Source organism: Microbacterium sp. AC145, from assembly GCF_979258505.1.
In genome coordinates this window covers 415,830-437,544 of sequence record NZ_OZ409859.1, presented here as the reverse complement: position 1 = coordinate 437,544, position 21,715 = coordinate 415,830, and the positions used below count along the sequence as shown (strand labels likewise).

Here is a 21,715-nt window from a genome sequence, read left to right as displayed (position 1 = left end):
AGAACGCGAGAACGGCCGCCCCGAATGGGACGGCCGTTCTCGTGAATGCCTGTGTCAGACCATCTTGGTGACCTGGTCGAACGACAGCTCGACCGGGGTCTCACGCTCGAAGAGGGAGACGAGCACGGTGAGCTTGCCGCTCTCGGGCTTGATCTCGCTGATCGAACCGGGAAGACCCGCGAACGAGCCCTCCTTGATCGTGATCGTCTCGCCGATCTCGAAGTCGACCTCGGCGGGCAGCGGACGGGCCACGGCGACGCCGCCCTTGGCTGCGATGTTCTTGGCGGTCGGCGCGTCCTTGACCTCGACGAGCGACTTCAGCATGTTGAAGGCCTCTTCGAAGCGCAGCGGCGTGGGGTTGTGGGCGTTGCCCACGAAGCCGGTGACACCCGGGGTGTGACGCACGACAGACCAGGTGTCTTCCGTGAGCTCCATGCGCACGAGCACGTAGCCCGGGATGCGCACGCGGGTGACCATCTTGCGCTGGCCGTTCTTGATCTCGACGACGTCCTCCATCGGGACCTCGACCTGGTAGATCTCGTCCTCGACCTCGAGCGTCGACTTGCGCTGCTCGATGTTCGCCTTGACCTTGCGCTCGAAGCCGGCGTACGAGTGGATGACGTACCACTTGCCGGGGAGCATGCGAAGGTCGAGACGGAAGGACTCGTAGGGGTCTTCCTCCGCGTCGTCCTCGGACTCGGAGTCACCCTCGGCGTCGTCGCCACCCTGCTCGTCGTCGGCACCGAGGTCGGGGCCGTCGTACGGGGTGACCTCGTCAGCCTCAGCGGCCTCGAGCTCGGCGGTCTCTTCCGCCACAGAATCATTGAGGACCTCAGCGGCAGCCTCAGACTCAGCCGCTTCGTCCAGGTTGAGAGCGTCGTTCACGATCGCATCCGCCTCCGGGTCGTCGATTTCGATGTCGGTGTCTTCGTCGGTGCTGTCGTCGTCTTCGCCGTCGACGTCCTCGATGTGGAGGGCGACGTGCTCGGCCGACGTGACGGACTTCTCCTCCGCTGCGAGGACGTTGCCCTCCTGGGCTTCGTCTTCCTCGCTGGACTGCTCAGCGGCAGGCGCCCAGTCGGCGTCGTCGGAATATCGTTCAGACACGTTGTTTCTTTCCAATCATTGCGGCACCGGCCGCAAGGGCATCAGGCGCCGGGAACTCCGAAAACAATGTGCGTCACCCACGCGAACAAGGTGTCCAGTCCGTAGACGATGCCCATGACGATCAGAACGAAGACCAGCACGACCGCGGTGAACTTGACCAGCTCCTTGCGGGTCGGCGTGACGACCTTGCGAAGCTCTGCGATGACCTGACGGAAGAACAGGGCGATGCCCCCGAAGAAGCCGAGGGGCCCGCGCTTCTTCTCGCGGGTGGCGCCGGCCGCGACGACATCGCCGCGCGGTTCGTCCTGATCCATCCTGAATGTACCTTTCGTGTGTCAGCGTGCGCTGACGCGCAGGGCGGACAGGAATCGAACCTGCAACCTGCGGTTTTGGAGACCGCTGCTCTGCCAATTGAGCTACCGCCCTAGAGACCGGTGGTCTCGGGGTGCGTCTTCATCCTGCCACCGAAACCGGACCGGAAGGACCGGGGCACGGCGAAAGAATGCAGACAACAACTGCTCGTCAAGCATACGGCATCCCTCGGCCCGTTCCGAACCGGCAGCGGCATCCGTGTTGTTGTTAGGCTCGAGCGGGTCCGACCGGAGGGAATGCGGGTGAGTGCTGACGTGCAGCAGTTCCAGGTGGATCTGCGCGGGGTCGTCGACCTGCTGAGCCGTCACATCTATTCGAGTCCGCGCGTGTATCTGCGCGAGCTGCTGCAGAACGCGCGCGATGCCGTCACGGCGCGTCGAGAGGTCGACGGTCTGGGCGGACGCATCCGGATCACGCCCCTCAGCGACTCCTCCCCCGAGTTCGTGCTGCGCGACGACGGAGTCGGGTTGACCGCGGCTGAGGTCGCAGACCTGCTCGCCACGGTGGGGCGCAGTTCGAAGCGCGACATCTTCGATCTCCCCCGCAGCGACTACCTCGGCCAGTTCGGCATCGGCCTCCTCAGCTGCTTCATGGTCGCCGACACGATCGTGATCCGCTCCCGCAGCGCCCGGGGCGGCGCTGCCGTCGAGTGGACGGGCAACGCCGACGGCACGTTCCAGGTCGTCGAGATCGACGACGACCTGCCCGTCGGCACGAGCGTGCATCTCGTGCCCCGCTTCGACGCCGATGAGCTGCTGCGATCCGCCGCGGTGCGAGAGCTCGCCACCGGTTTCGCCGAGTTCCTTCCCGTGCGGGTCACGATCGACACGCCGAACGGCGAGGTCGACGTGACGCGGCGCGCGCCCTTCCTCGACGCCGCAGCGCATCCCGAAGAGGCCGTGGACTACGGCCGTGACCTGCTGGGCGCCGCACCCCTCGACGTGATCGAACTGAGCGAGCCGGCCACCGGCACCCGCGGACTCGCGTACGTGCTCCCGTACGCGCCACCGCCCGGTGCACGGCAGGCGACCCGGATGTATCTGGGGCGGATGCTGCTCGCCGAGCGCGTCGACGACGTGCTGCCCGACTGGGCGTTCTTCGTGCGCGCCGTGGTCGATTCGACCGGTCTCGTCCCCACCGCGAGCCGGGAGTCACTCGTCGACGATGCGGCGCTCGAGCGCGTGCGCGAACAGCTGGGTGCCGGCATCCGCCGATGGGTGCTCGAGCTGGGCCTGCGCGAACCGCATCGTCTCGCGCAGTTCGTCGCGATCCACGAGGTCGGCCTCAAATCACTCGTGCGGCACGACGACGAGCTCGCGCGGTTCATCACGCGCTGGCTGACGCTCGAGACCACGCACGGCACGATGCGCATCGGTGATCTCGTCGAACGATTCCCGCACGTGCGATACGCCGGAACAGTCGACGAGTTCCGGCAGGTGGCGGGCATCTCACCCGCCTCCGAGGTGCTCGTCAACGGGGGCTACCTCTACGACGCCGACCTCGTGCGGATGCTTCCAGACCTGTACCCGCAGGTCACCGTCGAGGCGGTCGATGTCACCGGTGAGCTCGACCGGCTCGACCCGCCGCCGCTCGACGACCGCGACCTCGCCGTGGCGCTCGAGACGCGGGCGGGCGGCGTGCTCACGGCATCCGGCTGCTCGGTGACCGTGCGCTCGATCGACCGGCCCGATCTCGCAGCCCTCTACGTCGCGGATCCCGAGGTGCTGCGCCGCATCGACCGCGGCCGCACCAAGGGCATCACCGGGTCGCTCTGGGGTGGGGTGCTCGACCGCATCGACAGCACGCTCTCGGCATCGCGCGACGACGACCTGACCGCACGGCTGTGCCTGAACTGGTCGAACAGGGTCGTCCGCTCGCTCGTGCGGGTGCAGGACGACGCGGTGTTCGCGCGAACCGTGCAGCTGCTCTACATCCAGGCGCTGCTTGCCGGGCACCACCCGCTCTCCGACGCCGACCGTGCCCTGATGACCACCGCCCTCACCGACCTCGTGTCTCTCTCGGCCGGCGTCGAAGGGGACGCGATCCCCTTCGGCGACCCGCTCTGACCAGCAGAAGAAGGACCCTCTCATGGCCCGACCGGCGAAGCGCTTCCAGCAGCTCCTCGAAGAGATCGACATCACCCCTGGGGCCCGGCCGAGCAGGCCCTCGTGGCAGAGGCCGTCGCCCTGGCCGTCGAGATCGGTGACGACCGGCTGGAGTACCAGGCGCGGATGCGGCAGACGGCGTCGGCCAACATGAACGGCGCGACCGATGTGATGCTGAACTCGTTCGCCTGGTGCCTGGCGCGGCACGATGCCGATCCGCAGCGGTTCCCGGCCGACCTCGATCACGGCGGGGCCGACCTGATGTGGCAGTTCAAGTGGATGGCGTCGGCGCTGCGGTCGTCTCCGGCGTTCTCGGTCGACCAGATCTCAGCGGTTCTCGACGACATGGAGACCCACTACCGCACGGCGGGGCTCGGCCTCAGCGGGGTGCTCACTGCCCGGTTCGAGGACGCGTGGGATGCCGGTCGCCTCGACGATGCCGAGGCGCTGCGCGTGCGCCTCGAAGCCACCCCGCGCGACGAGCACAGCCACTGCGACGCCTGCGGTCGCAGTCAGTTCGCCGGATTCTTCGCAGAGACCGACCGCGATGCCGACGCGATCCGCCTCGTCGAGGAGATGCTCGAAGGCGGCTTCTCATGCGGGGAGGAGCCCGAGCACGCGCTCTCGCGCGTGCTTCTCCCGTACCTGCGCGCCGGGCGGTTCGACGAGGCGAAGAGCGCGCATCTGCGCAGCTACCGCCTCGCCAAGGACAATCCCGACAACCTGCGCATCGTGGCGAACAACATCATGTTCGCCGCGATCACCGGCAACGAGGCGAGGGCGCTCTCGCTGGTCGAGCGTCACATCGGCTGGCTCGCACACGACGGGCTCAACGTCGATGCCCACTTCGCCGCACTCGCCGCGTTCGCCTTCGCGCTCGATCGGGTCACGGCGGCAGGCCATGGCGACACCCCAGTGCGCGGAGCGGATGCCGACGCGCTCGCTCCGTTCTTCGGAGGGCGCACGGCGACCGAGCCCGCAGAGGCGTGGACGGCAGCGGAACTCGCGGCGGCCGCCTGGAGCACGGCCGAGCGCATCGGAGCCGACTTCGACCACCGCGACGGCACCGACGGACACGCACGCAGCCTCGCTCGCATCCGGGCGCTTGCGGACGAGCGCTACGACGTGCCGATCCGGTCGGACGCCTTCGTCGCGACGCCCGACGCCACGATCCCGGCCGACGCCGACGCGTGGTTCGACCGCGCGATGGACCTCGCGCAGTTCGGTGCCGAGCACGAGACGCTGCAAGCACTCCCCCATGCCCTCGCCGTCGAGGATCCCGCGAAGCTGGCGCAGCTGCTGTCGATGCGACTCGGCATCCTGATCGCCCTCGATCGCGCCGACGAGGCCGCCGAGCTGCTCCCCACCCGCATCGAGGCGCTGCGCGCCGCGGGCAGGCACGAGCAGGCCGACCTCGAGCAGCGGCTCGGCCTCGCTACCTTCGGAGTGAACACCCCGGAGGCCGTGGCTGCGCTGGACCACGAGCTGTCGACGGCAACGGATCTGCCCGCCTGGTCGCGCGGAGACCTCGCCATCAGCCGCGCCTCGCTGCACATGCATGCGGAAGAACCCGATGCCGCCCTCGACCTGGCGGAGACTGCCGCGCGCGCCTTCGCCGAGGCGGAGGACACGCGCCTCGCCAACACGACGACGCTCGTCGCGATCTCGGCGGTGCTGCAGAAGGGCGACATCGAGGCGGCATCCGCTCTGCTCGACCGCCTGCTCGCACAGGACGACCTGAGTGTCGGGCACCGAGCGCAGGCGCTGCAGACCCGGGCACGAGTGCGCGGCGGCAGCGACGCCTTCGCCGAGGGCGCCGCGGATGCCGACGAGGCCTGCCGCCTGCTCGCGGGGCTCGGCGCCACGAAGTCCCTCGCCCCGGCGCATCTGCTGGCCGGAGCGCTTTGGGAAGACGCCGGCGACCCCGAGAAGGCGGTCACCCGCTACCGGGTCACCTCGCGGCTGGTCGCCCAGTCCGGCGAAGACGCGACGGGCACGGACTTCCGGCTCGCCCGTGCGATGCTCGCCGCCGGCCATGCTGAGGAGGCCGCCGAGCTCTTCGGCCATGTGCTCGAACGTGAGGAGCAGGCCGACGTCTCGGCCGCATCCCGCGGCATGACCGCGTCGCTGCTCGCCCGCGCACTCGCGGCAGCAGGCGAGTTCGGTCAGGCGGTCGGTGCGTTCGGCTATGCCGCAGAGCTGTTCGGCGCCGACGAGGAGCACGCCGACCAGGCGGTGGCCCTCACCGAGCGCGCCAAGATCCTCGCCCGATTCGACGCGCACGACGATGCGATCGAGTCGCTCGAAGCGGCATCCGAGATCGCCCGCAGGGCCCCCGAGGCCGCGGGGGCACTCGTCGACGTGCTGCACAACCTGGGACAGGCCTACGGTGCCCGTCAGGACGAGCGGGCATTCGCGCTCTTCGACGAGGTGGCAGCTCTGGCGACGCAGCACGAGGCCGGATGGCTGCTCGCCGACGTCACCGACTCGCGCGGGCGCGCGTTCGCCGAGTTCGGACGCACCGACGAAGCGGTCGCCGCCGCATTGACGGCCGCCGACGGCTTCGCCACACTCGGAGACGCGGGATCGGCGGGCGGATCGGAACTGTTCGCCGCTCGGCTGCTCGCCGGTGGCGACCGTGCCACGGATGCCGTGCCGATCTACCGCTCGGCGATCGAGCACGCCGAGGCGCATCCCCCACTGCGGCAGGTGTCGGCGCTCGAGCTGGGCGACGTTCTCGAGGCGCTCGGTCGCCAGGTCGAGGCCGCCGAGGTGCGGGCGCTGCTCGACAGCTGAACGGCGCGCTGCTCGCGCCTCCCGGTCGTTGGCCGAAGACGAAGCCGCGTCCCGGCGCAGCCTCCCGGTCGTTGAGCGAGGACGACGAAGTCGACCGAGACGAAACGCGCTCCTCGACATGGCGCGTTTCGTCTCGCTGCTCCGCTGCTCGCTCAACGACCGAAGACGAAGCAGCCTCCCGGCGCAGCCTCCCGGTCGTCGAGCGAGGACGACGAAGTCGACCACCTCCCGGTCGTTGAGCGAGGACGACGAAGTCGACCGAGACGAAACGCGCTCCTCGACATGGCGCGTTTCGTCTCGCTGCTGCGCTGCTCGCTCAACGACCGGAGACGACGCCGCCTCCCGGCGCAGCCTCAGAGGAACTGACGCCAGTTTGCCCGTGCGAGGTCGAGCAGCTCGTCGCCCTTGCCCGACATGACCGTGCGGATCGCGTACAGCGCGAATCCCTTGACCTGCGCGGCCTCGATCGCCGGCGGCATCGACAGCTCCTGCCGCTCCGTGACGACATCGAGCAGGGCAGGGCCGTCGTGCTCGAGCACCTCGCGCACGGCATCCGGCAGGTCCTCGCTGTTCTCGACCCGTCGGGCGAAGATGCCCATGGCTTCGGCGATCGCCGCGAAGCTCGGGTTGTCGAGAGACGTGCCGTAGTTCACGAACCCGGCCGCCTTCATCTCGAGCTCGACGAAGTTCAAGGACGAGTTGTTCACCACGATCGTCTTCACCGGCAGCTTGTTCTGCGTGAGGGTCAGCAGCTCGCCGAGCATCATCGCGAGCCCGCCGTCGCCGGCGAGAGCGATCACCTGACGATCGGGATGCGAGACCTGCGCGCCGATGCCGTGAAGCAGCGCGTTGGCCATCGACCCGTGCGTGAACGAGCCGATGAGGCGCCGGTTCTCGGTCATCGACAGATAGCGCGCGGCCCACACCGTGGGAGAGCCGACGTCGGCGGTGAACACCGCGTCATCCGCCGCCTGCTCGTCGAGCAGCCGTGCCAGATACTGCGGGTGGATGGGGCGGCCGGCCTTCGTGGGGGTCGCGAGGTCGTCGAGCTTGGCCCTGGTCTTGCGGTAGTGCGCAGTCGAGTCGTCGAGGTGGTCGCGATCGCTCTTCTCGGCCAGCCGGGGCAGCAAGGCGGCGGCGGTCGCTCCGACGTCGCCGACCAGACCGAGGTCGAGCGGATGCCGTTTGCCCAGCTGCGAGCCGCGGATGTCGACCTGGATCGTGGTGGCGTGCTCGGGATAGAACTGCTCGTACGGGAAGTCGCTGCCGAGCACCAGCAGCGTGTCGGCCGCCTCCATCGCGCGATAGCCCGAGGCGAAGCCGAGGAGACCGGTCATGCCGACGTCGAACGGGTTGTCGTACTCGATGAACTCCTTGCCGCGGAGGGCATGCACGATCGGCGCGCCGAGGCGATCGGCCAGGGCGATGACCTCGTCGTGCGAGCCCTCGACGCCCGCCCCCGCGAGGATGGTGGTCTTCTTCGAGGCGTTGAGCAGGGTCGCTGCTCTCTCGAGCTCATCGCCGCTCGGCACGATGACCGGCTTGGCGCGCTCGATGACGACGGCACGGTCGTCGGCGATCTCGGCGAGCGCGACATCGCCCGGGATCACGAGTACCGCGACCCCGCGCTGCTCGATCGCGGCGCGCATCGCGATCTCGAGAAGGCGCGGCATCTGCTTGGGGTCGGCGACGTACTCGACGTAGACGCTGCACTCGCGGAAGAGCTCCTGCGGATGCGTCTCCTGGAAGTATCCGGTGCCGATCTCGGTCGTGGGGATGTGCGCTGCGATCGCCAGCACCGGCACCCGCGAACGGTTCGCGTCGTAGAGGCCGTTGATCAGGTGCAGGTTTCCGGGGCCGCAGGAGCCTGCGACCACCGCGAGGTCGCCCGTCAGCGCAGCGTCCGCCGCGGCTGCGAATGCCGCAGACTCCTCATGACGCACGTGCACCCATCGGATGCTCCCGTCTTTGCGCAGTGCGTCGGTGAATCCGTTGAGGGAATCACCCGGAAGACCGTAGACACGGTCGATCCCGTTGGCGCGGAGGGTCTTGACGATGTTCGCTGCGACGGTTGCCATGCCTCCAACCTACGCCCGGGTTCGGGGCGAGGATCGGTCTCCGCCGCTCCCGACCTCTCCTTCGTGGCGTCACCTGCAGGACCGATTCACGGATGCAGGGTCAGCACACGGTTTCTGGTCCTGCATCCGTGCCGCGGTCCTGCATCCGTGCGCCCGGACCGGCACCGCACGCGCAGTATTACGGTTTTCCGCACCCGGGACGACGGGCACCCGCAGTGACGGCATCCGCGCGTCTGCGTAGCGTCGAGAGCATGGCGGCCTCTGACAACCTGAATGTGTTCGCGGACTGGGCGATCGGCCTGATGGAAGCGCTCGGCAGCATCGGCGCCGGCGTCGCCGTCGCGATCGAGAACCTGTTCCCGCCGATCCCGAGCGAGGTCGTGCTGCCGTTGGCCGGCTTCACGGCGAGCCAGGGCACGATCGTGCTGTGGGAAGTGCTCGTCTGGACGACGGTCGGCTCCGTCGTCGGCGCACTCGCGCTCTACGGCCTCGGCGCATGGCTGGGCCCTGTGCGGCTGCGCCGCATCGTCGACCGGATGCCGCTGATGAAGGTCAGCGACGTCGACCGCACCGAGGACTGGTTCGCGCGACACGGGGCGAAGGCGGTGTTCTTCGGGCGCATGATCCCGATCTTCCGGAGCCTCATCTCGATCCCTGCGGGAGTCCAGCGGATGCCGCTCGCGAAGTTCACCCTGCTCACCGCCGCGGGCAGCGCCATCTGGAACACGGTGTTCGTCATGGCCGGATTCCTACTCGGCGAGCAGTGGCACCGTATCGAGCAGTACGCCGACGGCCTGCAGGTGATCGTGATCGGCGCGGTGATCGTCGCAGTGTCGCTGTTCGTGGTCGCTCGGGTGCGACAGCGGACCGGCGACGCGGAGCCCGAGCAGACGCACGACGCGGAGCACGCGCAGACGCACGACGCGGAGCACGCGCAGACGCACGACGCGGAGCACTCGCAGGACGCGGAGATCACGGCGCCGCGCGGCACAATGGAGAGATGACGGCCTCCACCGACGCCGCGGCTCCCCCGCGCTCGATCATGCGGGAGGCGTTGCGGATGCTGGGCGGCACCGCCGCCGGTGTCGCGATGCTCGTCCCCACGATGATCGCCGTGGTCACCGCCCCGCGACGGCCGGCACCGGCTGTGGTCCACTCCGTGGCGTCGCGTCTCACCTGGATCGACGGGATCCCGCGACGCACTCCGCCCCGTGCGCCACGGCTCCGGGGACTGCTGGCACTGTCGGCGTTGCTCCAGCTCGTCGTGCTGTGCATCCTCGTGCTGATCGCGGCGGGCGTGGTCGTCGGCATCCAGATGCTCGTCGCCGCCGCGACCGGCGGCCCTGTCGCGCTGTTCAGCGCACGCCCGGGCCGGGTCACGTGGACGACCGTGGGGCTGTTCGTGGTCCCCGGCCTCGTGCTCCTGTTCCTCGCACTCTCCGGCCTCGGCGGCATCGCCTGGCTCGAGCGACGGGTGTGGCAATCGTTCCAGAGGCCGGGAGCCGGGGAGCTCTCGCAGGAGGTCGTGCGGCTGCACACCACCCTCGACGAGGTCGTCGCGGCGGTCGATTCCGAGCGGCGACGTATCGAGCGCGACATCCACGACGGGGTGCAGCAGCGGGTCGTGGCGCTGTCGATCCTGCTCGCCCGTGTGGAGCGGGCGGATGCCGATGAGGCCCGACGCCTGCTGAGCGGCGCGCGCGACGAGACGCAGCACATCCTCGACGATCTGCGTGACGTGGCCTGGCGGACCTATCCCGAGATGCTGCAGCGTGATGGGCTCACCGCCGCACTCGAAGCACTGCGCGACCGTGTCGCGATGCGGGTCGACCTCGAGGTCGAGGGCGCGGTCGTGACCGACAGAGCCGCCGAGACAGCGGCCTACTTCGTGGCCAGCGAGGCGGTCACCAACGCGATCAAGCACGCTCACGCGAGTGCGATCAGCATCCGAGTCAGAGCCGGGACCGACGACCTCACGGTGACGATCGAAGATGACGGAGTCGGTGGGGCGGATGCCTCGGGCACCGGCATCTCAGGCATCGCGTCGCGGGTGGCCGCGCGCGACGGCATGCTGCACGTGCACAGCCCTGCAGGTGGGCCGACCGTGATCGAGGCGGTGATCCCGTGCGGATAGCCATCGCCGAGGACTCGACGCTGCTGCGGGAGGGCATCGTGCAGCTGCTCGTCGCCGAGGGGCACGAAGTGAGCGCCTCGGTCGCCGACGCCGACGCGCTGATGGCTGCGCTGGCGACCGACGAACCCGACCTCGTGATCGTCGATGTGCGGATGCCGCCGGACTTCGTCGACGAAGGCATCCGCGCGGCTCTGCGCATCCGGCATGAGCATCCGGATGTCGCCGTGCTGGTGCTGTCGCAGCACGTCGAGCGGCGCTATGCCAGCGAGCTGCTCGACGGGCGCGGCGGCGTCGGCTATCTGCTCAAGGACCGCATCTCCGACATCGCCGGCTTCCTCGATGCGATCGTGCGCGTCGCCGAGGGCGGGGTGGCGTTCGACCCCGAGGTGATCCGGCGTCTGATCGCCGACCGCTCGGGACCCGACCCGCGCATGGCCGAGCTGACCGAGCGAGAAGGGGTCGTGCTCGAACTCATCGCCGAGGGGCACAGCAACGCATCGATCGCCGAGCGCCTCTTCGTGAGCCAGAGCGGCGTCGAGAAGCACATCAACACGATCTTCACGAAGCTGGGCGTCGCCTCGGGATCGGGCGTCAACCGCCGGGTGCTCGCCGTGCTCGCCTACCTCGGACAGACGGCCGACTGACGACGGGCGCCCCGTCCGGCATCCGGCCCGGCATCCGTCCGGCATCCGTCCGGCGTCAATCCGGGGACGTCTGCAGGACCGATTCACGGATGCAGGGCCGGAAACCGGTGTCCGGCCCTGCATCCGGGGAATCATCCTGCAGACGCGCTGGGCGGCCGCAGAGCTGGCGACCCGCTCAGCCGATGCGGATGAGCTTCTTGTTGACGAACTCGTCGGCGGCGAGGTGGCCGAGCTCCCGAGAGGTGCCGCTGCGCTTGATGCCGCCGAACGGCAGCTCGGGGCTGTCGGCCAGCACGAGGTTGACGTAGACCATACCCGCCTCGATGTTGTCGGCGACCCGCTCGGCTTGCTCGGCATCCGTCGTGAAGACGTACGATCCGAGACCGAAGGTCGTGTCGTTCGCGAGAGCGACGGCAGCCTGCTCGTCGGCGGCGCGGTACACGACCGCTGCGGGTCCGAAGAGCTCCTCGTGATAGACGTTCATCTCGGGCGTCACATCGGCGAGCACGGTCGGGGCGAAGAACGCCCCGTCGCGGGTGCCGCCGGTCAGCAGCGTCGCGCCCTGCTCGACGGCCTGATCGATCTGCTTCTGCAGGTTCTCGGCCGCCGTCTCGGATGAGACCGGGCCCAGCACGGTGTCGTCGAGCGTCGGGTCGGTCGCGGTCACCGCAGCCATCGCCGCCGTGAACTTCTCGACGAAGGCGTCGTACAGGTCGTCGACGATGATGAAGCGCTTCGCGCCGTTGCACGCCTGGCCGTTGTTGTCGAGACGCGCATCGACGCCGGCCTGCACGGTCGCATCGAGGTCAGAGGTGCTCAGCACGATGAACGGGTCGGATCCGCCGAGTTCGAGCGCGACCTTCTTGAGGTTGCGCCCGGCGATCTCGGCGACCGCGGCACCGGCACGCTCCGACCCGGTGAGCGAGACGCCCTGCACACGGGGGTCGGCGATCATGTCGGCGATCTGGTCGTTCGTCGCGAGGACGTTCTGGTACGCCCCCTTGGGGAAACCGGCGTCGTGGTAGATAGCCTCGATCGCGGTCGACGACTCGGGGCACTGCGGCGCGGGCTTGAGCAGGATCGTGTTGCCCACGATCAGGTTCGGCGCCGCGAAGCGCACGATCTGATACGCCGGGAAGTTCCACGGCATGATGCCCACGAGCGGTCCGAGCGACGAACGACGGACGATCGCCGAGCCGTCGCCGAGGATGGCGATCGGCTGATCGGCCATGATCGCCTCGGCCTGGTCGGCGTAGTACTCGGCGATGTCGGCGGCGAAGTCGACCTCTCCGAGTGCCGCTTCGCGGGGTTTGCCCATCTCGCGCACGAAGACGTCGGCGAGCGCTTCACGACGCTCACGGTGCAGCTCGGCCGCGCGGCGCAGCAGCGCGGCGCGCTCCGCGACGGTCGACGAGCGGGACCACTCCCGGTGCGCCTCGTCGGCGGCGGCGACCGCCTCCTCGATCTGCGCATCCGTGAACGTGTCGAAGGACGCCAGCGTCTCTCCGGTGGCGGGGTTGATGACGGCGTAATCGGTCATGTTCTCTCCTCCTCTGGCCGACCGGTCAGGAGACCGGGATCAGCGTGTACTTGGTGGACAGGTACTCGTGGATGCCCTCGAGGCCGCCCTCGCGGCCGACGCCCGACTGCTTGACGCCACCGAAGGGGGCCGCGGCGTTGGACACCACACCCACGTTGAGACCCATCATGCCGGTCTCGAGCCTGTCGATCATCCGCTGCCCACGCTGCAGGTTCTCGGTGAACACGTACGAGACGAGCCCGTACTCGGTGTCGTTCGCGAGACGCACGGCGTCGTCTTCGGAGTCGAACGTCGCGATCGCGAGCACCGGTCCGAAGATCTCTTCACGGAGGATCGCGGAACCTGCGACCACATCGGTGAGCACGGTCGGCTCGTAGAACGTGCCGGTGCCCTCGAGCGCCTTGCCACCTGCGAGCAGGGTCGCACCGCGCTCGACGGCGTCATCGACCAGCTCGCCGGCCTTGGCGACGGCATCCTCGTCGATGAGCGGTCCGATCGCGACGCCCTCTTCGGTGCCGCGGCCGATCTTCATCGCGTTGACGCGCTCGGTGACGCGCTTCGCGAACTCGCCCGCGACGTCCTTGTGCACGATAAAGCGGTTGGCCGCGGTGCACGCCTGGCCGATGTTGCGGAACTTCGCGGCGAGCGCTCCGTCGACCGCCTTGTCGAGGTCGGCGTCGTCGAACACGACGAACGGGGCGTTGCCGCCCAGCTCCATCGAGACGCGCAGCACACCCTCGGCCGCCTGGGCGATCAGCTTGCGGCCGACCTCGGTCGAGCCGGTGAACGACAGCTTGCGCAGGCGGGGGTCGGCGATGATCGGAGCCGACAGCGCCGACGACTTCGACGTCTGCACGACGTTGACGACGCCGGCCGGAAGGCCCGCCTTCTCGAGCAGCGACGTGAAGAACATCGTCGTCAGCGGCGTGAGTGCCGGGGGCTTGATGACCACGGTGCAGCCGGCCGCGAGGGCGGGCGCGATCTTGCGCGTCGCCATCGCGAACGGGAAGTTCCACGGCGTCACGAAGAACGACGGGCCGACCGGGCGCTGCGAGACGACCATGTGGCCGGTGCCCTCGGGGTTGATGCCGTAGCGGCCGCTGATGCGCACCGCCTCTTCGCTGAACCACCGAAGGAACTCGCCGCCGTAGCCGACCTCGCCTCGCGCTTCAGCGAGCGGCTTGCCCATCTCGAGCGTCATCAGCAGCGCCAGGTCTTCCTTGTGCTCCTGCACGAGGTCGAACGCACGGCGCAGGATCTCGCTGCGGGTGCGCGGCGCGGTCGCCGCCCACGAGTCCTGTGCTGCCACGGCCGCATCCAGAGCCCGGATGCCGTCACCCGGCGTCGCATCCGCGATCGTGCGGATCACCGCACCGGTCGCCGGGTCGTGCACGTCGAACGTGCCACCGGTCTCGCCGTCGATCCACTCTCCGCCGATGAAGAGGCCGGTGGGGATGCTGTCGAGCAGCGCCTGCTCTGTCTGAGTGCTCATGGATTCTCTTTCTGTGGGGACGGGGATGGCCGAGGGTCAGCGTCAGCGGCGGCGGGTGCTCGCGGGAGCATCCATGCTGAGCGTCTCCCCGCGGAAGAAGGCGGGGCGCTTGATCGCCTGCCAGATCATCACGACGATGCCGACGCCGATGATGCCGACGCCGAGGACGAAGACGAGTCCGACGCCGCCGATGTTCGATCCGCTGCCGTAGGCGGGGTCCATCGAGTCGATGAGCGTCGTGACGAACAGCACCGCGAGGATCGCACCTCCGACGAGCGGGAACAGGAACGTGAAGAAGAAGCTCCGCGCCGAGTCGAACCACTGCTTGCGGAAATACCACACGCACGCGAACGCGGTGAGTCCGTAGTAGAAGCAGATCATCATGCCGAGCGACAGGATCGTGTCGGTCAGGACGTTCTCGCTCACCAGGCGCATGACGGCGTAGAACACGGATGCCACCACGGCCGACACGATCGTCGCGTAGCCGGGGGTGAAGAAGCGCGGGCTGACGCGGGCGAACTTCTTCGGCAGCGCGCCGTAGTGCCCCATCGCCAGAAGCGTGCGAGCGGGTCCCACTGCGGTCGACTGAAGCGAGGCCGCCGAGCTCGACAGCACGGCCAGCGAAACCAGGAACGCGAGGGGTCCGAGCACCGGGTCCGACAGCGCGAAGAACACGTTGGCGGAGATGCCCTCGTTCGCGAGACCGTACTCCCCCGTGCCGACGCCGGCGAACATGATGAGACCGATCGCGAGCAGCAGGTACAGCGCCACGACGACCACGACGGTGACCATCGCCGCGCGTCCGGGGGTCTTCGCAGGGTCCTTCGTCTCCTCGTTCATGGTCAGGACGACGTCCCAGCCCCAGAAGATGAAGATCGACAGCGAGAGGCCGGCGGCGAACGCGCTGAACGTGGGCACCTCGAACGGGTTGAACCACGACCACGAGAATGCCGTGGGCTCGGGAGCGTCACCCGAGACCGCCTTGATGATCGCGACCGTCGCGAACACGACGAGCACGAGCACCTGGAAGCCGACGAGGATGTACTGGAACTTCTGCGTCGTCTGCATGTCGCGGTACGACACGAGCGTCGCGCCGAGCATGAACAGCAGACAGACGACCACGTTGATGATCGGGTTGAACGCGAGATCCGCGATCGCCGCGTTGCCGGTCAGCTGGGCGATCAGCAGGAACAGGAACTCGACGGCGATGCCGGCGAGGTTCGACAGCACGATGACGGTGGCGGCAATCAGGCCCCATCCCGTCATCCAGCCGATCCACGGCCCGAAGGCCCGCACGCCCCAGGTGAACGAGGTGCCGGAGTCGGGCATCATGCGATTGAGCTCGCGGTAGCCGAACGCGGTCAGCAGCATCGGGATGAAGCCGACCAGCATGATCGCCGGAACCTGGGTGCCGACCTCGGCCACGGTCGGGCCGAGCGAGGCGGTGAGAGTGTAGGCCGGGGCGATGGTCGAGACGCCGATGACGACGGCTCCGAGAACGCCGACGGCCCCCGCGCTCAGTCCCTTCTGGGAGATTCCGGTCGTGACACCGGACACGGGCTCCGTCGCCCGATTCGAGCTGCTCATCAGCGGACTCCTGCTTCGGCGCGGGTGCGCGGGACGACGATCATGGGTACGGGGAGCTCGTGCAGCATCTTCGCCGCGGTCGAGCCGAGGAACAGGCGGCGCGGTTGCGCCAGACGGCTGGAGCCGACGAGCACGACCTCGCCCGGCTGCCAGGAGAGGTTGGACACCGCGTCTTCGACGGTGTCACCGGGAGCCTCTTCGATCTCTGCGCCGAGTTCGTCGGGGAGGATCTCCTGGGCGACGGCGAGCACCTCGTGCGCATGGGTCTCACCGACGACGCGGATGGCGCCGGTGTCGAGCCCGGGAGGCACGTCGAACGGTACGAGCGACACGAGGCGCAGGCCCACTCCGGCATCGCCCGCGAGGGCTGCTGCCTCGTCGAGCAGGTTGTCGGCACCCGGTCGGGTGCCGATCGCCGCTGTGACCCGGGGCAGCACGTGATCGTCCTGGCCGGCGGTGCCCGCCGGGGCCAGCGCCACCGGGATGGTCGAGGAGTGCAGCAGTTCGGAGGCGACGCTGCCGAGACGGTGCCGACCGAACAGGCTGCCGCCTGCGGCGCCGACGACGATCAGTCGAGCGCCGAACTCCTCGCCGGCGGCGATGAGCCCCTCGGCGAACGACTCCGCGAAGCGCACGTGGCCGCTGCGGATCAGCTCCTGAGGCAGCCCCACGACGGCCTCTTCGAGCCACTGCTTGGCCTGACGGCGAAGATGGTCCTCGTACGCGCGCTCCGGGGGAACCGCCGCGCTGCGGGTGCCCTCGAACGGGAGCACGATCACGAGATGCAGCACCGCGCCGAGGCTGCGGGCGAGCCGGGCGCCCAGCGCCGCGGCATCCGCTCCCGAATCGGTCGCGGTGTACCCGACGACGATCGACTCGGTCATCAGTCGGCCTCGACCGTGGTGCCGGCGCGGGTGGCCTCGACGATGTTCTCAGCCGCGAGGCGGCCCATGCGGATCGCCCCGTCGACGTGCTGATATCCGGCGCCGGCCATGTCGCTGCAGGCGAAGTGGATCGGGCCGACGGCGGCACGCAGGTCTGCGCCGTAGCGGTGCAGGCCCCCCATGTCGAAGCTCGCCGCGTAGGCGCCGCGGGTCCACTCCTCGCTGCCCCAGTCGCTCTCGTAGTAGACCACCGGGTTCTTCGCCTCGTCGCCGTAGTAGTGCGAGAGGGACTCGAGGATGCGCTCCTTGCGCTCCTCGGCCGACAGCGTGAACAGGTCGTCGGCGTTCTGATCGCTCACGAAACCGACCAGGGTGCCGCGCTCGTCGCCGTGGTTGGTGTTGTCATAGGCCTCGTGCGCGAGCTCGTAGGGGCTGAAAGCGGTGCCGCTGAGTCCTTGCTCGCGCCAGAACGGGCGGTCGTAGACGGCGTGCACCTTGATCACGAAGCCCATCGAGATGTGCTGATGCAGCTGGTGCTGACGGCGCGGCAGCGGCGGCACGAACGAGATGCGGTCGTAGAGCACGGGCGCGTGCGCGAGGATCGCGAACCGGGCGCGCACCGTGAGTTCGTCGGTCGTCGCGACGACGCCCGACTGCGTTCCTGCGCCGGTCGACGGGGCCCACTCGAGCGTGCGCACCGGCTGGTTCAGGAAGACGTCGTCGCCCAGGCGCTCGGCCAGACGGATCGGGACCTGCTGCAGGCCGCCGACGACGCGCTTGTCGAGGATGAAGTCCGCGTCGACGAGGTTCGAGTACGAGCCGGCGGATGCCGCCATGAGAAGCGACTGCAGCAGCGAGAACGTGTGGGTCGGCTTGGTGAGCATCGCCGATCCGGTGGCGAATGCGAGGTTGCGCACGGCCTCATCGTCGTCGGTCTGCTGACGCAGCCAGGCATCCCAGGTGACGTGATCCCATTCCCCGGCCTTGGGGTGCTCCCACGGCCGGTCGGGGTCGATCTCGGCGACCATCGCATCGAGCAGCGACGTGACCTCGGCGATGACGGCCTCGGTCTCGGCCGACACCGGGAACATCTCTCCGGTGAAGCGATGCACGGTGCCGTCGGGGCCGACGTACACGCTGTCGCCCTCGCGGTAGCGGCTGTAGGTCTCGAGACCCAGCTCCGCGATCGCATCCTTGAGGGCATCCTGATCGGGCGAGACCCACTGGCCGCCGATCTCGAGCATCGCGCCCTCGATGACGTCGGTCCACAGCCGGCCGCCGACGCGATCGCGCGCCTCGAGCACGGCGACCGACAGGCCGGCCTTGCGCAGGTCGTTCGCAGCCGTGAGCCCTGCGGCTCCCGCTCCGATGATCAGCACGTCGCGAGTGATCTCAGCCATCTGCATCTCCTTCGTTGGAAAGTTGCCGGTCGCGACTCGAAATCCCCCGACCCGAGTCGCGACCGGACGTCTGTTGGTGGCCGCCATCGGCAGCCACGGGTCTCAGTGCGCCGCGAGCGCCTCTGCGACCACGTCGAGGCCTTCTTCGAGCAGCCCGTCGCCGATCGCGAGAGGCGGCAGGAAGCGGATGACGTTGCCGTAGGTGCCGCACGTCAGGACGATCACGCCCTGCGCGATGGCGGCCTTGGCGACGGCCGCGGTGAGCGCCGCATCCGGAGCGTTGGTCTCAGGATCGACGAACTCGGCGGCGATCATGGCACCATGTCCGCGGATGTCGCCGATGCGCGCATCCTTCTCCTGCATAGCGGTGAGACGCCGGGTCAGGATCTCGCCGATCTCGCGCGCCCGCTCGATCACTCCGTCGTTCTCGAACACGTCGATCGCAGCGAGCGCCGCAGCACACGCGATCGGGTTGCCGCCGTAGGTACCACCCAGGCCGCCCGCGTGCGAGGCGTCCATGATCTCGGCGCGGCCGGTGACCGCGGCGAGGGGCAGGCCGCCGGCGATGCCCTTGGCCGTCGTGATCAGGTCGGGCTCGATGCCGAAGATCTCGCTCGCGAACATGTGTCCGGTGCGGGCGAAGCCGGTCTGCACCTCGTCGGCGATGAACACGACGCCGTTCGCGCGGCACCAGTCCAGGATCGCCGGCAGGAAGCCGTCGGCCGGGACGATGAACCCGCCCTCGCCCTGGATGGGCTCGATGATGACGGCGGCGAGGTTGTCGGCGCCGATCTGCTTCTCGAGCTGCAGGATCGTGCGCGACGCGGCCTCGGCGCCCGAGAGTCCGTCGCGGAACGGGTAAGACATCGGCGCGCGGTAGACCTCGGGAGCGAACGGACCGAAGCCGCTCTTGTAGGGCATCGACTTGGCGGTGAGCGCCATGGTCAGGTTGGTGCGCCCGTGGTAGCCGTGGTCGAAGGCCACGACCGCCTGACGGCCGGTGTGCTTGCGGGCGATCTTGATCGCGTTCTCGACGGCCTCGGCACCCGAGTTGAAGAGCGCGCTCTTCTTGGCGAAGTCACCGGGGGTGACCCGGTTGAGGGCCTCGGCGACCTCGATGTACGACTCGTAGGGCGAGATCATGAAGCAGGTGTGGGTGAACTGCGCGGCCTGAGCGGCGACGGCTGCGGCGATCTTCGGGTGGGCGTTGCCGACCGTGGTCACGGCGATGCCGGAGCCGAGGTCGATGAGCGAGTTGCCGTCGGCATCGACCACGACGCCGCCGCCCGCTGCGACGGTCGCGACCGGCACGGTGTGTCCGACGCCTGCGGGGACCGCTGCGGCCTTTCTCGCCAGGATCTCGGCCGACCGGGGGCCGGGAAGTTCGGTGATCAGGCGTCGCTCCTGGGGGAGCTCAGGGCCGCCGAGGGGGACTGCAACAGCTGCGGTGTCGAGGAGTGCCATGTCCGCGAGCGTACGGTCGCCGGACGAGGACGCGCATTCGCCGACCTGTACAATCTGACTTGGTATATCGCCACTGAGTACAAGCCGGTCGGATGGCCGGAGGAGGCATCGCATGGATGACATCGAGCAGCCCACGCTGCGCGCTCTGCTCGCGCGCCGCGACCTCGGCCTCCGCCTCGTCTCGGCGGTCTCCGATCTCCCGTCAGGCGCTCTCGATCGTCCACTGCGGTGGGTGCACAGCTCCGACCTCACCGATCCGACGCCGTTCCTCGCCGAAGACCTCGCGCTGCTGACCACCGGGACCCAGTTCGATGCGGAAGCCGATCTCGACGTGTACGTGGGGCGCCTCTCGGACCGGGGAGTTCTCGGGCTCGGTTTCGGCACGGATGTACATCGCGCCGGCATCCCCGACGAGCTGATCGCCGAGTGCACGCGCCGCGGCATCCCGCTGTTCGAGGTGCCGTACCGCACGCCGTTCATCGCGGTCGCCCGCGCGCATTCCGAGGCGATCGCCGCTCAGGCATACGCCCGCAGATCCTGGGCGCTCGACACCCAGCGCGCGCTCGCACTGGCGGCACTGCGCCCCCATGGTCTCGACGCGACACTCGCCGAACTCGGGCGACGCCTCGGCGCGTGGGTCGGCATGTACGACGCCGCCGGCATCCTGCAGGTGTCCCACCCCCGCTCCGAGATACCGGCGAGCAGACTGGTCTCGCTCGGCGAGCGCGCCACCGAGGTGCTCGCGCGGGGCATCGAGGCCGGCCGATCGCTCACCATCGACGAGCAGACGTTCATGCTGTTCACGGTGGGGCGGGGTGGACAGTTGCGTGGAGTGATCGCTCTCACCGTCGAATCCCTCGACCCCGAAGCGCGCACCGTCGTGACGTCGGTCATCGCCATGGCCGGGCTGGCTCTCGAGCAGAGCGAGCAGCTCGCCCGCAGCCGCAGGCGACTGCACTCGCAGCTTCTCGAGTCGCTGCTCGTCGACGATCCGACGCTCGCGAGGCGCGTGCTCGGCAGCCTGCCTGCGGCCCCCGTCATCGTCGCCGTCGCCGCAGATGCACCCACGGGGCCGCTGATCGACTGGTGGGAGCGGCGACGGTCCGAGCACGGCACCGCGAGCTTCCTCGCCGAGTCGTCGGAGGGGATGGTGCTCTGCGTGTCGGTGGCTGACGAGGCCCTGCTCGACGATGTCGCTGCGAGATTCGGCATCCGCATCGGCGCATCGGGGTCGGAATCGTACGACGCGTTCTCCCGGGCGCACGCGCAGGCCGTCGCGGCGCTGCGCCAGCAGACGGATGCCGGTGTCGTCCACTACTCCGACACGGTGGGGTCCAGCATCCTGAGCGCTCTCGCGACAGACGAGGCCCGCCTGGTGGCCGAGTCGCGCCTCGCCCCACTGCGCGACCACGATGCCCGGTCGGGCGGCGACCTCGAGGGTTCGCTGCGCGTGTGGCTCGAGCACGATGCCAAGGCGGAGCCGGCTGCCACGGCACTCGGTGTGCACCGCCACACCCTGCGGTCACGTATCGCACAGGCAGGCACGATCCTCGGCACCGACCTGTCGACGTTCCCCGCACGTGCCGAGCTGTGGACGCTGCTGCAGACGGCGCGGGACTAGCCGTCCCCGCCTCCCCCGCCTCACGCCCAAACCTCCAAACCGCCTTTCCGGCACGAGACCCACGTCCTCCACACGGGTCTCACCCCGCGAAACCGGTCTCAGCAGAAGCACCCCGTCGCCACCCGCCACCGCCCAGCCAAACCGCCTTTCCGGCACGAAACCCACGTCCCGCACACCGGTCTCACCCCGCGAAACCGGTCTCGCCGGAAACACCCCGCCGCCGCCCGGCGAAACCGCCACTCCGGCACGAAACCCACGTCCTCCACACGGGTCTCACCCCGCGAAACCGGTCTCGCCGCAAGCACCCCGTCACCGCACAGCGACACCGCAATTCCCTCACGAGACCCACGTCCTCCACACGGGTCTCACCCCGCGAAACCGGTCTCGCCGCAAGCACCCCGCCGCCGCACGCCCAAACCGCCATTCCCTCACGAGACCCACGTCCAGAACACGGGTCTCACGCCGCAAAACCGGTCTCGCCAGAAGCACCC

General features: G+C 69.1%; 15 protein-coding genes and 1 tRNA gene. 6 read left to right on the top strand and 10 right to left on the bottom strand.

Annotated elements, in window-relative coordinates:
• Positions 1 to 54: 54 nt before the first annotated feature.
• From nusG to ACZZZN_RS02045, 3 genes are all read right to left on the bottom strand, one after another.
• Positions 55 to 1,107, bottom strand: coding sequence for a transcription termination/antitermination protein NusG (gene nusG / locus ACZZZN_RS02055; RefSeq protein WP_463503582.1), 1,053 nt, complete (start codon positions 1,105 to 1,107; stop codon positions 55 to 57).
• A gap of 41 nt (positions 1,108 to 1,148) precedes the next feature.
• Entirely contained in the window at positions 1,149 to 1,421 is a 273-nt protein-coding gene (gene secE / locus ACZZZN_RS02050) for a preprotein translocase subunit SecE (protein ID WP_463503581.1), read from the bottom strand.
• 39 nt (positions 1,422 to 1,460) lie between these two features.
• A tRNA-Trp gene (locus tag ACZZZN_RS02045) sits at positions 1,461 to 1,533 on the bottom strand.
• Positions 1,534 to 1,715: 182 nt separating this feature from the next.
• On the opposite strand from ACZZZN_RS02045, the gene ACZZZN_RS02040 reads away from it, so the two are divergent.
• The gene (locus tag ACZZZN_RS02040) at positions 1,716 to 3,545 is read left to right on the top strand and encodes an HSP90 family protein (protein WP_463503580.1); all 1,830 of its coding nucleotides are present in this window, start codon (positions 1,716 to 1,718) and stop codon (positions 3,543 to 3,545) included.
• A gap of 102 nt (positions 3,546 to 3,647) precedes the next feature.
• A complete protein-coding gene (locus ACZZZN_RS02035) occupies positions 3,648 to 6,380 on the top strand; it encodes a hypothetical protein (RefSeq protein WP_463503579.1) in 2,733 nt (910 codons plus the stop codon).
• A 353-nt stretch (positions 6,381 to 6,733) separates the two neighbouring features.
• Here the strand turns inward: ACZZZN_RS02035 and poxB are convergent, their stop codons facing one another.
• On the bottom strand, positions 6,734 to 8,458 hold the full coding sequence (gene poxB, locus ACZZZN_RS02030; RefSeq protein WP_463503578.1) for a ubiquinone-dependent pyruvate dehydrogenase: 1,725 nt from the start codon (positions 8,456 to 8,458) through the stop codon (positions 6,734 to 6,736).
• Between the two features lie 251 nt (positions 8,459 to 8,709).
• On the opposite strand from poxB, the gene ACZZZN_RS02025 reads away from it, so the two are divergent.
• From ACZZZN_RS02025 to ACZZZN_RS02015, 3 genes are read left to right on the top strand one after another with little or no spacing between them, the layout of a single operon-like run.
• Complete coding sequence (locus tag ACZZZN_RS02025) at positions 8,710 to 9,462, top strand: DedA family protein (RefSeq protein WP_463503577.1); 753 nt, start codon at positions 8,710 to 8,712, stop codon at positions 9,460 to 9,462.
• On the top strand, positions 9,459 to 10,592 hold the full coding sequence (locus ACZZZN_RS02020) for a sensor histidine kinase (RefSeq protein WP_463503576.1): 1,134 nt from the start codon (positions 9,459 to 9,461) through the stop codon (positions 10,590 to 10,592). Before ACZZZN_RS02025 ends, ACZZZN_RS02020 begins: the two co-directional genes overlap by 4 nt.
• Positions 10,583 to 11,236, top strand: a complete 654-nt coding sequence (locus ACZZZN_RS02015; protein ID WP_463503575.1) for a response regulator — start codon at positions 10,583 to 10,585, stop codon at positions 11,234 to 11,236. The genes ACZZZN_RS02020 and ACZZZN_RS02015 overlap by 10 nt, the downstream gene beginning before the upstream one ends.
• 175 nt (positions 11,237 to 11,411) lie before the next feature.
• Here the strand turns inward: ACZZZN_RS02015 and ACZZZN_RS02010 are convergent, their stop codons facing one another.
• The 6 genes from ACZZZN_RS02010 to gabT all read right to left on the bottom strand — a co-directional run bounded on the left by ACZZZN_RS02010 (position 11,412) and on the right by gabT (position 19,603).
• The gene (locus ACZZZN_RS02010) at positions 11,412 to 12,776 is read right to left on the bottom strand and encodes an NAD-dependent succinate-semialdehyde dehydrogenase (protein WP_463503574.1); all 1,365 of its coding nucleotides are present in this window, start codon (positions 12,774 to 12,776) and stop codon (positions 11,412 to 11,414) included.
• 25 nt (positions 12,777 to 12,801) lie between these two features.
• Positions 12,802 to 14,268, bottom strand: a complete 1,467-nt coding sequence (locus ACZZZN_RS02005; protein WP_463503573.1) for an NAD-dependent succinate-semialdehyde dehydrogenase — start codon at positions 14,266 to 14,268, stop codon at positions 12,802 to 12,804.
• Positions 14,269 to 14,310: 42 nt separating this feature from the next.
• On the bottom strand, positions 14,311 to 15,855 hold the full coding sequence (locus ACZZZN_RS02000) for an APC family permease (protein ID WP_463503572.1): 1,545 nt from the start codon (positions 15,853 to 15,855) through the stop codon (positions 14,311 to 14,313).
• Positions 15,855 to 16,739 (bottom strand): universal stress protein, encoded by an 885-nt coding sequence (locus ACZZZN_RS01995; protein ID WP_463503571.1) that lies wholly within the window; start codon positions 16,737 to 16,739, stop codon positions 15,855 to 15,857. Before ACZZZN_RS01995 ends, ACZZZN_RS02000 begins: the two co-directional genes overlap by 1 nt.
• Entirely contained in the window at positions 16,739 to 18,139 is a 1,401-nt protein-coding gene (locus tag ACZZZN_RS01990) for a flavin monoamine oxidase family protein (protein WP_463503570.1), read from the bottom strand. Before ACZZZN_RS01990 ends, ACZZZN_RS01995 begins: the two co-directional genes overlap by 1 nt.
• A gap of 102 nt (positions 18,140 to 18,241) precedes the next feature.
• Complete coding sequence (gabT, locus tag ACZZZN_RS01985; RefSeq protein WP_463503569.1) at positions 18,242 to 19,603, bottom strand: 4-aminobutyrate--2-oxoglutarate transaminase; 1,362 nt, start codon at positions 19,601 to 19,603, stop codon at positions 18,242 to 18,244.
• Positions 19,604 to 19,715: 112 nt separating this feature from the next.
• Between gabT and ACZZZN_RS01980 the strand changes: the two genes are divergently transcribed.
• On the top strand, positions 19,716 to 21,224 hold the full coding sequence (locus ACZZZN_RS01980) for a PucR family transcriptional regulator (protein ID WP_463503568.1): 1,509 nt from the start codon (positions 19,716 to 19,718) through the stop codon (positions 21,222 to 21,224).
• Positions 21,225 to 21,715 lie beyond the last annotated feature (491 nt).

What these genes read in the sequence shown, in the direction of transcription:
- secE (WP_463503581.1), bottom strand. Translation starts at nt 1,421, where the DNA reads ATGGATCAGGACGAACCGCGCGGCGATGTCGTCGCGGCCGGCGCCACC.
- ACZZZN_RS02040 (WP_463503580.1), top strand. Translation starts at nt 1,716, where the DNA reads ATGCGGGTGAGTGCTGACGTGCAGCAGTTCCAGGTGGATCTGCGCGGG.
- poxB (WP_463503578.1), bottom strand. Translation starts at nt 8,458, where the DNA reads ATGGCAACCGTCGCAGCGAACATCGTCAAGACCCTCCGCGCCAACGGG.
- ACZZZN_RS02025 (WP_463503577.1), top strand. Translation starts at nt 8,710, where the DNA reads ATGGCGGCCTCTGACAACCTGAATGTGTTCGCGGACTGGGCGATCGGC.
- ACZZZN_RS02020 (WP_463503576.1), top strand. Translation starts at nt 9,459, where the DNA reads ATGACGGCCTCCACCGACGCCGCGGCTCCCCCGCGCTCGATCATGCGG.
- ACZZZN_RS02010 (WP_463503574.1), bottom strand. Translation starts at nt 12,776, where the DNA reads ATGACCGATTACGCCGTCATCAACCCCGCCACCGGAGAGACGCTGGCG.
- ACZZZN_RS02005 (WP_463503573.1), bottom strand. Translation starts at nt 14,268, where the DNA reads ATGAGCACTCAGACAGAGCAGGCGCTGCTCGACAGCATCCCCACCGGC.
- ACZZZN_RS02000 (WP_463503572.1), bottom strand. Translation starts at nt 15,855, where the DNA reads ATGAGCAGCTCGAATCGGGCGACGGAGCCCGTGTCCGGTGTCACGACC.
- ACZZZN_RS01995 (WP_463503571.1), bottom strand. Translation starts at nt 16,739, where the DNA reads ATGACCGAGTCGATCGTCGTCGGGTACACCGCGACCGATTCGGGAGCG.
- ACZZZN_RS01990 (WP_463503570.1), bottom strand. Translation starts at nt 18,139, where the DNA reads ATGGCTGAGATCACTCGCGACGTGCTGATCATCGGAGCGGGAGCCGCA.
- gabT (WP_463503569.1), bottom strand. Translation starts at nt 19,603, where the DNA reads ATGGCACTCCTCGACACCGCAGCTGTTGCAGTCCCCCTCGGCGGCCCT.
- ACZZZN_RS01980 (WP_463503568.1), top strand. Translation starts at nt 19,716, where the DNA reads ATGGATGACATCGAGCAGCCCACGCTGCGCGCTCTGCTCGCGCGCCGC.